This window comes from Dictyobacter formicarum (genome assembly GCF_016587435.1).
This window is the reverse complement of record NZ_BNJJ01000045.1, coordinates 1-12,980: the sequence shown is the minus strand read 5'-3', so window position 1 is coordinate 12,980 and position 12,980 is coordinate 1. Positions and strand designations below refer to the sequence as shown.

Genomic DNA, 12,980 nt, shown 5'->3' with positions numbered 1-12,980 from the left:
ACTCAAACCATCCTCTTGGCAGAGCACTCACACTTCTGCTATGCTCATCCCATGAAAACAGGATGGAACAGGAGTGTTGACCGATGAACTGCCCCTATTGTGCTGCCGCCACGACCAAGAAGCAAGCGAAGAAAACCAAACTGGGCTACGCAACGTTCTTTTGCTCTCAGTGTCACCATAGCTTTAACGAACGAACTGGTACCCCATTCAACTATCTAGCATTTCCCACGGACATCGTCCTGCTTGTGGTCTTGTGGCGATTGCGCTACACACTGAGCTTGCGGAATGTCACCGAGTTATTTTTAGAGCGCGGCTTTGTGTTGACGCATGAAACGGTTCGAGACTGGGAAGAGCGGTTTGCTCCCTTGATCGCGGACCACTTGCGGACCAAACGGCGAGGCCAAGTAGGAACCTCGTGGTATGTCGATGAAACCTATGTCAAAGTGCATGGGAAGTGGTGCTATCTCTCTCGGGCCATTGATCGAGCTGGCAATCTGGTTGATTCACGGCTGAGTGAAAAGAGGAACATGGATGCTGCCAAACCGTTCTTTACGCAAGCCGTCGCGGTAGTCGGTCATACTCCAGAGACGGTCACCACAGACGGACATCGCTCTTATCCGCGTGCCATACGCGAGATCATGGGAAATGATGTGGTGCATCGGACCAATGTGTATCTCAACAACCATCTCGAACAAGACCACCGAGGCATCAAACAACGCTAGTATCCGATGCGTGGTTTCGAAAGCTTTGAATCGGCAGCCCGTTTCTGCCGTGCCTTTGATGAATGACGTCAGTATTTCCGTTATCGTTCTCCAACAAGGGAAACACTACCGCTGGCCCAACAACGACGGATATTCTGTGAGCGACTGGCCGCTTTGCAAGGACTGATGGGTGCAGTCGCATCGTTTTGCTCATGGTTCTGAGAAACGTTGAAGGTCTTGCGCACCTTGGTGTTCTCAGTTCTGACAGAACCCTCATGGTACCAAGTTTGCTGCTCAGAGTCGTTCTCGCCTGTGCTACAATGCTTCTACATGAGCAGGAGGATGAAACAGCGTGTATGGCATCATCTGTCTTTACCCAACAGAATACGCTTGAAAAAATTTCCGGCATTGTCAAACGGATCACCTTTCATAGTGTGGAGACCGGCTGGACCGTCCTGAAAATCAGCCCGTTTGACAGACCGCTGGAGGAAGTGGCGGTCACGCTGCATCAGTCCAAAGTGTTCGCTGGCGCGACCATGGACTTTTACGGCAACTGGACCCACCACCCAAAGTTTGGCGACCAATTCAAAGCGGTAAGAGCGGTGGAGAAAAAACCGGCCACAGCCAATGCCTTGCAAAAATACTTGGGCTCTGGACTCATTAAAGGGGTAGGCCCTGCTACGGCAAAAGCCATTGTCACGTATTTTGGCAAAGAGACCCTGGAGGTCTTTGATACCCAGATAGAACGCTTAGATGAGGTGCCCAACATTGGCACCAAAAAGCTGGAGATGATTGCGCGCGCTTGGGAAGAGCACAAAGATATTAAAGACGTGATGCTCTTTCTGCAACAGTACGATATCAGCACGCTGTTCGCGACCAAGATTTATAAAACCTATGGCAAAGAGGCGATTGCCATTGTCTCAGAAAACCCCTATCAACTGGCAGAAGATATTTATGGCATTGGTTTTTTCTCGGCGGACACGATTGCCCGGAACATGGGCTTGGGTGAAGCGTCAGACCAGCGCATTCAGGCGGCCATTGACCATGTGCTGGATAATAGCCGGGAAGAAGGCCATTGCTATTTAACCCGCGAGCAGATTGTCAAAGCGGTCAATGATCTGTTGTCGATCTCACTTGACAGCCGAACAGAAGCACTGCTTGCCACCTTGGCCGCTGAAAACAAAGTCAAGATGCGGGTCCTGTCGCAGGCACCTGGCGCACCAGCGCAGGAGGCATCACCAATCACCTGCTACTACGCACCCTCCATTTATTTTGATGAAACATACATTGCCAAAAAAGTGAAAGACCTGGCAAAAAAGACCATCCCTGTGGAGGAGGATCGGGTGAGCAGGTGGATCACGCGGTTCTGCGAACACCAAGCCATTGCCCTCAGCGAGGAACAGCAACAGTCCATCACAGGGATGGTCCAGCAGGGCTTCTCGCTGCTCACTGGTGGTCCCGGAGTAGGAAAAACCACCACCACACGAGTGCTGGTCAGGCTGCTGCTCGCGATGAAAAAGCAGGTGCTTCTGGCAGCACCGACCGGACGAGCTGCCCAGCGCATGACAGAAGTCATTGGGCAAGAGGCCAAGACTATTCACCGCTTGTTGGAGTGGCAACCTGCAATCGGCGGCTTTAAGAAAAATGAGCAAGACCCGCTGGCTACCGATGTGCTCATTATTGATGAGTCTTCGATGCTGGATGTCCACCTGGCAGCGGCCTTGCTGCGGGCTGTCTCCCCTCTCACACAGGTGCTCCTTATTGGCGACCCTGACCAGTTGCCCGCTGTTGGCGCAGGCAATGTATTTCACGATCTGATCCAGTCACAGACCGTGGTCTGTTTCAGATTGACCAAAATCTTCCGGCAGGCAGAGCAGTCCTCGATTATCCGCTCTGCCCATGAGATCAACAAAGGGGTGATGCCCCGGATTGTCTCACCTCTTGAGAAGCGCGATGCCTGGAAGCAGATTGATTGCCTCTTCCTTGATTCAGAAGAAGCGACCCAGGAACAACTGCATTTTATTAAGCGTGTCAAAACGCTGATAACCAGAGGGAATGGGGCATCAGGTGCTCCTGGTACTGCCAACAACGCTGACAAGGATGCGAATGGTCCCAATAGCACTCCTAATAGCACTCCTCCCCTCAAGGCAGACAACCAGGGCGAACACGTCTCTGACGAGGAATACCTGTTTGTCATTCCTGACAAATTCCGGCATGTTGATATTGCAACCTTAGCGGCTACCACTACCCACATCGAGGAGCTAGAGGCAGTGCTCAAAAAGATCCCCCATCACTCTACCTTGCACTATGGGATGAATGCCTCAGAGACCATTACCAGGCTGTATAGTCACACCATTCCCCACTATCTTGGCAAAGGCGCGGAAATCCAAATTCTTTCTCCCATGACAAAGGGTAGCCTGGGAACCATTGCCCTCAACAAACGCATGCAGGAGGCTGTCAATCCTCCTCGCCCTGGGATTGCGCAGCTGCGCTTGGGCGAGCGGATCTTTCGGGTGGGAGATAGAATTATCCAGAAGCGCAATAATTATGACTTGCAAGTGTTTAATGGCGATATCGGTATGATCACTGCTATTGACAATGAAGACATACAGATGACGGTGGCCTTTCCCCTCGGCGGTGAGACCAAATCCGTCACCTTTGCCAAAGAAGCCCTCTCAGAAATCGAGTTGGCGTATGCAATCACGATCCATAAAAGTCAGGGCAGTGAATTTCCCGCAGTGATTCTCCCTATCACGACCCAGCACTTTACCATGCTCTTTCGCAACCTCATCTACACAGGACTCACCAGAGGCAAACAGTTCGTGGTATTTGTGGGGAGCAGAAAAGCGTTGGCACTGGCTGTCAGGAACAACCAGACCATTGTGAGGCAGACGGCACTTCAGCAGTTGCTGATCGAATCCCCAGGGAAACAGACAAAAGCTCACACTTGAGTGAACGGAGCCCTTGTCATTCGTCAGATTTAGGCCTCTGAGGAACAATGGATACTGTTGCTAAATTGCCAAGCTCTCCCCTGACGTTTTCAGTGCGACAAACCGCGAGGTGCGCGTCTTGGCATGAGGGGCCCCCGCCATCCAAGAGGCGAAGCACACAATGTTGATGGCTCCTGCGGTCAAGATATGTTGTAGATGTGTTTTGGCGATGTCATATCAGTGCCCTCCTAACGATAGCAGCATCGATCGCGTTGAGCGCGGAGGGTCGCAAGGATCTCTGGCTCATCGGCGATCAAGTAGTGGCCTGTAACGCTGTGGCGAGTTGCCGGGAGCGTGCCTTTGTGTATTCGGGTATACAGCCAGTTGCGATGGACCTCCAGTTCCTGGGCTAACCCAAAGATCGTCCATTGTCCTTCGACCTTGGCTTGCGTTTTGAACTGTTCGGTTAGAGAGATTTGCCCGCGCGCTCGTCGGATCTCCCCCACCAGCGAGGCAGGAATATGCGCACTGCGCGCAGAACGAAAACCCTCGGCTGAAACGATCCGCGCGATCTCAGGGTCCTGATATCCCTGAGCCCCCAAGGCCAGAATCCGCTCAACTAACTGTTCATACCCGCTCACGTCCGAACCGCGAGCAATGGGGGGATGGACTGAGAACGGAGTGACGGCTCCGCTGATCCATACTACCCTGGCTTCGACAGTATCAGGCGTTGGTCGTGTCACGATCACGCGTTGGATCAGACTGCGCAAGATCTCCTTCTGTTGGGCAGGTGTCAAGCGTCCACTTGCCCACATCGCGGGAAGATGGCGTCCAACATCCTGCATTTGCTCTTTCATCTCTTCCGTCAGCTCAGGAATTTGAGCCTGCGAAGCCATGCGTTCCATCTCCTCTCGCGCTTCGACCACCGCTCGTAGTGCGACTTCCCAGCGGCGTTCGAGTTCGGCTGCCACCAGGCGATTGTTTGGGTCAACTGCCTGGTAGTGCCGCTGAGCGAGCCTGGCCTCATACTCTGCTCGCGCTAGCCGATCAGCACGCAGTTTCGCCACTCGACCCACATCTGCTCGTTTGGCTGCCAAGACCGCTTCCAAAAGATTGAGTTCGGCCGTGGTCAGTGCTGCGAAAAAGGCATCGACGACCACTGTTTCCAGGCTAGCACCATCGACATGCAAGCAAGTCGCCGCCCCATAGCTTGCGGCGAGCGCCGTACAGGTGTAGCGTCGTTGCGGTTTGTAGGTCACCTGCATCTGGTAGCCACACCGTCCACACACGACTAACCCAGCTAAGAGGGCGGTCCCCTGCCGTGGAGCCCCATGGGCTCGTCGAGCGAAATCACTGGCATTGTCTGCCAGGCGTGCCTGATGAGCCAGAAACTGCTCCCACGTGATGTATGCAGGATACACTCCATGGTGGATGGTTGTCCACTCTTCCATCGGATGCCGGATCTGACGCAGCTGGCCAGGTCGTCGGTCCGGATGGGACCTCTGCGCCCATAGACGAAGGCTCCTGCATAGGCCGGATTGTGCAGGATCTCACTCAGAGCAGCTTGAGTAGGTTTACGCCAGACCATTTGCCCGGCGTAGGGTCCTCCACGCTGGTGACGAGGCAAGAGAATCCCATCATCGCGCAGGCTCCGCAGAGCTTTTTGGCAACTGCCCAGGGTTTCAAAACGTGCAAACACCAACTCGATGGTTCGCTGCACCTGCAGGTCGGGCGTTTTGCTTACCCTCCCATCCTCCAGGCGGACCAATCCTGTTGGGACATGCTGCTGGTAGCGCCCTGCTCAATCTGGCGCCGTCGTCCGGCATCCATGCGTAAACGCAGGGTATGGAGCTCTGCTTCGCTGAGAAGCCCTCGCAGGCCGGGAAGTGTCAGAACTCAGAACATGACCGGAAAAGCTCACCCAAAGTGGGGAAATGCATGTTCAAAATGAGCGAAGGGTGGGGACAATGAACCCATTTTTCCGCCTTTTTTGGGCGAAAGTGGGGAAACATTCCTTCCGTCACCTCACTGTATCCTGAGTTCTGACACTTCCGCATGCACAACAGGGCACCTCCCAGCGGGGAAGGCAACACGATGAACGGTTGCATGAACATATTGCCTTTGATGGCAAAGCCTTGCGGGGAACCTATGGGCACCAGGATCCAGAGCAAACAAGCGTTCACCTCTGTGCGTTCTATGAGGTGAAGACGGGGTCGTGTTGGCCCAACGAGATGTGAGAGAGAAAGAAAACGAGATCAGTGCGCTCAAAGAGATGCTCACCCCGGACCTGATCAAAGGGCGGATTCTCAGTGCCGATGCGATGCATACCCAACGGTTTTTTTGTCAGCAGGTCACGCTGGGAGGAGGCCATTACGTGCTCATAGCCAAAGACAATCAGCCGACCTTGTGGGAAGATCTCAAGCTCTTTTTTGAGGATCATGCCCCCGATGTGCGATGGCAAAGCCACCGAGAGGTGAGCAGTGGACATGGTCGTTTGGATATTCGTGTCACCACCTGCAGTCCTGATCTGCGTGACTATCTGGCCCAAGATTGGTGCGGTATTGAGCAGGTCTTTTGTCTTGAACGGACCAGTATCCAAAAAGGGAAACCGACAAGCAGAGAAGTGCACTATGGAATCACGAGTCTCTCTCCCACCCACGCGGATGCCGCGCGTATTGGAGCCTTGCACAGAGCCCACTGGGCCATTGAAAATCGGCTCCATCGACGCCGAGATGTCACCCTGAAAGAAGATGCATCACAGATCCGAACCAAGCATGCTCCTGCGATGCTCGCGGTGCTTCACAACACCATGCTAGCGTGTATGGATTTTCTGGGAGTCAAAAATGTGGCTTCGCAACGGCGCTTTTACGACGCCCATCCATGGGAGGCTGCACGCTTGCTTTTTCAAGGGTTCTGACTTTCAAAAAGCCCTGGGGTCTCCTGGCCTTCCTCTTGACTTCTTCCCGAAGAAATGGTAGCCTGACTCTTGGAATGATCCTGTGCTGCTTGCTCCAAAGCAACAGGGTCACACTCAAGGGCGATGCTATCGTGGCATTGCTGAAAATGGGGAAAGTCCGGTGAAAATCCGGCACTGTCGCGCAACGGTGAAACTGCTTGAGGTTGAGTCCGAATGCCCACCTTTGAGTCTTTGGAACCATCCCTTCGCGCAAAAGGGGAGACCAGCAAGCAGTTTTTGCATTTTTTTCTTGCCTGCGTTGTCTCTTTTGCCAGGGAGACAGACTTTTTTTGAGCAGATACTAAAGAAGGAAATCATCATGCTGCAAGCAACCAACCTTGGCTATCCCCGTATTGGCAGGCAACGCGAATTAAAGAAAGCCTTGGAGCAATTCTGGTCTGGCCGGATCAGCGAGCAGGATCTGCTCGCCCGTGCAGCCATCCTCCGCCAACAACACTGGCAACTCCAGCAAGAGCTTGGATTGCATCATATTCCCTCCAACGATTTTTCTCTCTACGATCAGGTGCTCGATACCATTGCTCTGGTCGGGGCCATCCCTGAACGCTTCCATTGGGATGGAAACCAAGTTGATCTCTCCCTCTATTTTGCCATGGCGCGAGGCATGGTCCATGATCAGAACCAGGACGAAGCCCTCCCGGCGATGGAAATGACTAAATGGTTTGATACCAATTATCACTACATTGTGCCAGAATTTCAGCCCAGCAGACTTTTCATCTTGCCTCCACCAAGCCAATCAATGAGTTTCTTGAGGCAAAGCTTCTTGGTATCCATACTCGCCCGGTTCTGCTTGGCCCCATTTCCTTCCTCCTGTTAGGAAAAATGTATCCTCACGAAACCAAGTCTTTAACCTTACTTGATCGCCTCCTGCCAATCTATGAAGAAGTGCTGCGAAAGCTATCTGAAGCCGGTGCGGATTGGATTCAGATCGATGAGCCATGCCTGACCCTCGACCTGGATACGGCGACCATCGCGCTTTTTCAGCAGGTGTATCGCCGACTTAGTGCCGTTTCGTCTTCTCTGCGCCTCCTTCTCGCCACTTATTTTGGCGACCTGGGTCCCCACACCCCGACGATTCTCCATCTCCCTGTGGCAGCGGTCCACCTGGATCTCGTGCGTGCCCCCCAGCAACTGGCGCTAGCCCTGGAGGAAGCCCCGGGCTCGTTAATCCTCTCGCTCGGTGTGGTCGATGGACGCAATGTCTGGCGCACCGACCTCGATCACGCCATAACGCTCATCAGAGAAGCAGTTCAGAAGCTGGGAACCGAACGCGTTTTGCTCGCTCCCTCGTGTTCGCTGCTGCATGTTCCGGTTGATCTGGCACAAGAGACGCATCTGGGAAACGAGTTGATGCAGTGGCTCGCTTTTGCCCGCCAAAAGCTCGAAGAGGTGGTACTCTTGACCAGGCTTCACCAGGAAACAGACCCTGCATCCCTGGAACAGCAAGCAGCTGCGCGCCAGGCCTTGGAGCAACGGTGGACATCACCCATCATCCATGACCCGAAAGTAAAGCAACACGTGGCCGCTGTCAAAGATCACGAGGCTCGTCGCCAGAGTCCCTTTGCTGTGCGCCAGGCGCAACAACAGCAGATTCTTGCGCTCCCGCTCTTACCCACTACTACCATTGGTTCCTTTCCCCAGACGGAAGCGGTGCGAACAACACGAGCAGCCTATACTAGTGGAAAATTGGTAAGCGCGGATTACGAGACATTTCTGCGTGAGGAAATCACGCGCACGATTCGCTTCCAGGAAGAAATCGGTTTGGATGTGCTGGTTCATGGGGAGTTTGAGCGAACCGATATGGTGGAATACTTTGGCAAGCTCCTCAACGGCTTTGCCTTCACACTCCATGGTTGGGTCCAGAGTTATGGATCACGCTGTGTCCGGCCTCCCATTCTTTATGGAGATGTTACACGCCCGGAACCCATGACCGTCCGCTGGTCAACCTTTGCCCAATCGTTGACGGAACGTCCCGTCAAAGGGATGTTGACCGGGCCTGTGACGATTCTGCAATGGTCCTTTGTCAGAGATGACCAGCCACGCCGGGACACCTGTTATCAACTCGCTCTGGCATTGAGAGAGGAGGTCCAGGATCTGGAGGCGGCAGGCATCCGGGTAATACAGATCGACGAGCCAGCGTTACGAGAAGGCTTGCCGCTACGACACAGTGCCTGGGCCGAATATCTGGCCTGGGCGGTCAATTGCTTCCGCTTGGTCTCCTCTAGCGTGCTGATGAGACGCAGATTCATACCCATATGTGTTATTCGGAATTCGGAGACATCTTTGAAGCGATTGCCAGCATGGATGCGGATGTCCTCTCCATCGAGGCCTCCCGCTCCCGCCTGGAATTGCTGGAGACGTTCCTGATAGTCCACTACCCCAACGCGATTGGGCCAGGCGTCTACGATATTCATTCGCCGCGCATTCCTTCACAAGACGAATATGAACAGAACCTGGAGCATCTGCTCAAGGCCCTGCCGGCCCAACAACTCTGGGTGAATCCTGATTGCGGCTTGAAAACGCGGCGTTGGGAAGAAGTGCTTCTTGCTTTGCAACATATGACCGCAGCCGCGCAGTCTATTCGCCAGAGACAGGGTAGACAAAAATGAATGCTGGACCTTCCTGGCTACCGCTGGGGCAGTGACAGGCATTGGCAGCCTCCCGTGCATCGATGCACGGGAAGCGCTCCAGCTGATAGCCGAATGGTGTCCAGGAAATCCCATTCTGGCCGCAGTTGCCTCGCCGGGCTGCGCAGGAGGAATGATTGAGCAGGCCCTGGTTCTGGCATCTCTTTCTTTGTTCCCCGTCGGACAGCATATGGGTACGCATTGCGGATCAGGTCTCGGCAAGCGTGCTTGCGCATCTCTCTCAGGGAGATGCCGCACTGACCGAGCAAACTGCCGCCGGCTTTTTTGCCTTTGAACAGGCCCTGGCATCTGGCCTCTTCCCTCACGCCCACGCCTTGAAAGGGCAATGCGTGGACCGCTCACTCTGGCCTGCCAGTTGTTCTCTGGTGACCAGCCGTTGCTCTTTGACCCGGAGGCGCTCTCTGCTCTTGCAACCCACTGTCACACGTCAGGCATTGTGGCAAACTCAGCGCCTGCAAACGCTGAGAGACTGCCAACCCTCTGTTTTCTGGATGAGCCATGCCTGCGCTTCTGGATACAGAACCATATCTGTCCGTCAGGTCGCAGCCGTCATGCTCCTGAGGGGTGTGGTGCAGGCCATCCAACGGTCAGGGTGCTCGTTGGCGTACATTGTTGTGCCGAGCAGGTCTCTTTTCCCTTGCTCTGCCAGATTGCGCCAGATGTTCTCTCGTTTGACGCTTTCCAGCGGCTGGAAACCTTTTGCTCTGACCAGCGGGTAGATTCCTTTTTTAGCACGGTGGGCTGACTGCCTTTGGCTCGTCCCGACTTACTGATTTTCCATGCCTGACGCCTCGGTCCTCTTTGCTCGCTGGCTGCTCGCGTGCCCAGAGAAAGAGTCCAATACCGAGCGGCCCGAAACGTTGATTACAGCAACCTGTGGTCTGGCCTTCCTCGACCGGGAACACGCGCAGGCATCATTCCAGGTGGCAGGAGCCCTTGCGGCTCTGGTCAAAAAAGTGCTACAGTCCATAGCCTTCCCCAAAGACAAGATCGTAAGCATTGACAGAATACCTTTGTGACAAAGACGCAAAGGAAGATCTTTGGTGAGGCAATGTGTGTGTTATACTTATTGATGTAACCAAACAATCTATCGTCTGCAAGGGAGCTCGGGAAAGCCGGGCTGAGAACACAACCGGAATGTGTGTGGACCCTTAACCTGATCTGGATAATACCACGGAGTAACTGCGTCGATGATAGCAACGATCATGTTCTTTCGATGCCCCATTCGTTCATCCATCCATGTTTGACTCCTTGATTGAGCTCCCTTTGCCTCTTATTGGAGGTTAAACGATGTCTTTTGAAACACATCCATATACACGGATATGCCCGGCCACGGCTGAGTGAGCGCCTGCGTGAGCTGTCGTTCACTCTGCAACGCCAATGGAACATCCTTTGTGGTCGCACTGGGCAACGGTACGCTACCCAGTGCCAACTTCCAGTTCTATATTCTTCAGGATGCGCTTTTCCTGATGAACTGACGAAAACCTTCGCGTATGCGACGACCAAGACCACCATCATGAAGAGATGAGCAGTTTGCACGTTTGTGCTCAATACCTGCTCGTGAGGCTGACTTGCATCATCGTTATGGCGAACGTTTTGGACTTTCGCCTGCTGAAATGACGACGATCCCTATGGCTCCAACGAACTATGCGTATACACCTCATCTCTTAACCATTGCCACCGTGGGAACGCTTCCTGAACTCCTCACAGCTATCCTCCCCTGTGCCTGGATTTATGCAGAAGTTGGTCACCATCTGCTAGACACTGTGCTCCTGCACCGACCATCCCTATCGAGATTGGCTGCTAACTTATGCCTCACCTGACTTTGATAGTGTCGGTACGTGGGTGAGCGGCTCGATCAACGAGCTCCCTTTCTCAATGCTCAAGAGGAAGCGCGTCTGCATGAGATCTTCTTGACGAGTACACGTTACGAATGGCTCTTCTGGGACATGGCCTGGAAGATGGAGGAATGGCCATAAAGATGGAGTGAACCTCTCAGGCCGATCAGTGCCCAACGTCGACTTGTCCGTTCGCAGAGCCCAATAGGCTCTTCTATTCCAATCTAAGGATGGTATGTATGGAACGATTAATGTCGCGTTACCAGGAGAACATTGGGATTGTATCCATATCCCGCGTACATCACTGCCGTCCCGATGGAGACGCCCCACTCTCTGGTACGATCTAGCAATCCCAGCGCGATGTCTGGCTTGCTCTGTTGGCTTATCGACTCGGGGCCTGTGCCTGTTTGCGGCGCTCGGTATCCTGTATCCAGGCTTCCGGCAGAAAGAGTTGGGCGCTGACTGGCCAATGGAAAAGGGGACTGCTCGCAGGGTCATCAGCCAAGAACTCAACACTGACTATGACCTGGCAGTTGCCAATCTTGCCCAGGGTTCCCGATGAAGCGATAAAATGAATCCAGCTCCATTTTATCGCTTTTTTTCTGTTGTTGTCCTGGTCGTCCAAGTATCCATCTGTGTGTGCTCCTTTTCGTCTTGAGTGTGATTGTGTACGCTTCACGCATTGCGTTGACGATCATGTGTGTTCCGACGATGTTAATCGCTTTCAGGCGGATTGGAGCGTTTTACTGATGATGCAGACGATTTGCGTCAGATGGGGCAACGGCTTGGTCAGCTTGGGCAAGCGATGAGGAAAGTGGTCGGAAATGCCTCGATAGGAGCTATTGAGCGAGTTGGAGGAACGAGTATCGTCCCAGCCTGTTGAAAAAGCTCTCCTAAAACTCATCGGTAAAGCTAGATGGGCATGATGTTCAAATCCTTGAGAAACTCGACGTATCGGGAAAGAGAAGGCTTCTTCCCCCGAAGGAGATGAACGCCACGCTCCAAATCCCCAAAAAAGAGGCTGTCATGGCCTCCGTTGGAATGGACGCCGTCCCCACCCCCGCTTTTTGAGCAGCCGTTTAAGATTTTGCCCTGCCGCGGTCATCAGCGTTTCACAATTCACTTTCCAGAGCCGTCGTAAGCGAAATCGCCTGTAAATTTTCACGAAAAATGAAAGGGTATTTTTGCGAATTAAGTGAAGGAACAGTATTTCGTGTAGTCATTCAATGAATCAATGGGAGAGCGTGAGAAGCGGCTGAAGGAGATCTGTAGCGTAGGGAAAGACAGGTTGCTTCGTGAAAAAGCGGCGAAAGAAGTGCGTGAAAGAGCGGAGAAAGTGATCCCGGAAGGGATATGAGAGCAAGCAAGCGGCAGTATATGCCTTGGAAGCGGGTGCAGTGCTCTTCTGGTGTGGATGTGTCCTCTTTTTCTGCGCAGGAGTAAATACATCTTTTAAATAGAGTGAAGTATGAAAGATTGTCACGTGTATTGATTGACAGAGGATGTTTTGCTCGATAGAGTGGTAGAAATGCGGAGGAGGAAGGAAAGGGGATGGAAGAAGAGCCGTTGGTGATGCTGGTGGGGTTAACGCCGAGGCAGCGAGAGAGCGCGCTAGAGCGGTATGCGTTGCTGCGGCCGTGTCTGGAAAGGGAATGACGCAGTCGTGGGTGGCGCGAGAGCAGCAGGTGTCGAGGTCTCCGGTGCAGCGGTGGATGCGGGTGTATCGTGAAAAGGGGTTGAGCGGTTTGGCGCCAGGAGGACGTGCGGATCGAGGGCAGGTGCGAGGCGTGCCGCAGGAGTTGATCGCCTTGATTGAGGGGCTGGGACTGGAGAGGATTGAGCGGGAAGTCGGGTGCGATTCATGCGCTGGTGCGTGAGGTGGCAAGGGT

General features: G+C 53.6%; 8 protein-coding genes, 4 pseudogenes and 1 riboswitch. Of the genes and pseudogenes, 9 read left to right on the top strand and 3 right to left on the bottom strand.

From position 1 onward, the window contains the following. The first annotated feature begins 83 nt into the window (after window positions 1-83). Together JMI88_RS38185 and recD2 are read left to right on the top strand one after the other, a co-directional pair. Window positions 84-923: pseudogene (locus tag JMI88_RS38185) on the top strand (IS6 family transposase). A 134-nt stretch (window positions 924-1,057) separates the two neighbouring features. Then, window positions 1,058-3,652 (top strand): SF1B family DNA helicase RecD2, encoded by a 2,595-nt coding sequence (recD2, locus tag JMI88_RS38180; protein WP_236022787.1) that lies wholly within the window; start codon window positions 1,058-1,060, stop codon window positions 3,650-3,652. 227 nt (window positions 3,653-3,879) lie between these two features. Here the strand turns inward: recD2 and JMI88_RS38175 are convergent, their stop codons facing one another. Together JMI88_RS38175 and JMI88_RS41070 are read right to left on the bottom strand one after the other, a co-directional pair. Beyond that, window positions 3,880-5,082, bottom strand: a complete 1,203-nt coding sequence (locus JMI88_RS38175) for a recombinase zinc ribbon domain-containing protein (protein ID WP_201367342.1) — start codon at window positions 5,080-5,082, stop codon at window positions 3,880-3,882. 107 nt (window positions 5,083-5,189) lie between these two features. Then, window positions 5,190-5,330 (bottom strand): annotated as a pseudogene (locus JMI88_RS41070) (hypothetical protein); the annotation flags it as partial. On the opposite strand from JMI88_RS41070, the gene JMI88_RS38170 reads away from it, so the two are divergent. The 6 genes and pseudogenes from JMI88_RS38170 to JMI88_RS38140 all read left to right on the top strand — a co-directional run bounded on the left by JMI88_RS38170 (window position 5,321) and on the right by JMI88_RS38140 (window position 11,076). Then, complete coding sequence (locus JMI88_RS38170) at window positions 5,321-5,467, top strand: hypothetical protein (RefSeq protein ID WP_201367356.1); 147 nt, start codon at window positions 5,321-5,323, stop codon at window positions 5,465-5,467. The pseudogene JMI88_RS41070 and the gene JMI88_RS38170 sit on opposite strands and share 10 nt — an antisense overlap. A gap of 379 nt (window positions 5,468-5,846) precedes the next feature. After that, window positions 5,847-6,548, top strand: coding sequence for an ISAs1 family transposase (locus JMI88_RS38165; protein ID WP_201367341.1), 702 nt, complete (start codon window positions 5,847-5,849; stop codon window positions 6,546-6,548). Between the two features lie 137 nt (window positions 6,549-6,685). Next, a riboswitch (adenosylcobalamin-variant (AdoCbl-variant) riboswitch) is annotated at window positions 6,686-6,775 on the top strand. 131 nt (window positions 6,776-6,906) lie between these two features. After that, a pseudogene (gene metE, locus JMI88_RS38160) lies at window positions 6,907-9,214 on the top strand (5-methyltetrahydropteroyltriglutamate--homocysteine S-methyltransferase). Window positions 9,215-9,369: 155 nt separating this feature from the next. After that, window positions 9,370-9,972 carry a hypothetical protein gene (locus tag JMI88_RS38155; RefSeq protein ID WP_201367340.1) on the top strand — a complete coding sequence of 201 codons (603 nt, stop codon included), beginning with the start codon at window positions 9,370-9,372 and terminating at the stop codon, window positions 9,970-9,972. Window positions 9,973-10,032: 60 nt separating this feature from the next. After that, on the top strand, window positions 10,033-10,272 hold the full coding sequence (locus tag JMI88_RS38150; RefSeq protein WP_201367339.1) for a hypothetical protein: 240 nt from the start codon (window positions 10,033-10,035) through the stop codon (window positions 10,270-10,272). A 321-nt stretch (window positions 10,273-10,593) separates the two neighbouring features. Beyond that, window positions 10,594-11,076 (top strand): annotated as a pseudogene (locus tag JMI88_RS38140) (thiaminase II/PqqC family protein). Between the two features lie 397 nt (window positions 11,077-11,473). Here JMI88_RS38140 and JMI88_RS41065 read toward each other — a convergent pair. Beyond that, window positions 11,474-11,770 (bottom strand): transposase, encoded by a 297-nt coding sequence (locus JMI88_RS41065; RefSeq protein WP_373324002.1) that lies wholly within the window; start codon window positions 11,768-11,770, stop codon window positions 11,474-11,476. Window positions 11,771-12,743: 973 nt separating this feature from the next. Here JMI88_RS41065 and JMI88_RS41060 point away from each other — a divergent pair. Continuing rightward, window positions 12,744-12,968 carry a helix-turn-helix domain-containing protein gene (locus JMI88_RS41060; protein WP_201367335.1) on the top strand — a complete coding sequence of 75 codons (225 nt, stop codon included), beginning with the start codon at window positions 12,744-12,746 and terminating at the stop codon, window positions 12,966-12,968. The last annotated feature ends 12 nt before the right edge of the window (window positions 12,969-12,980 follow it).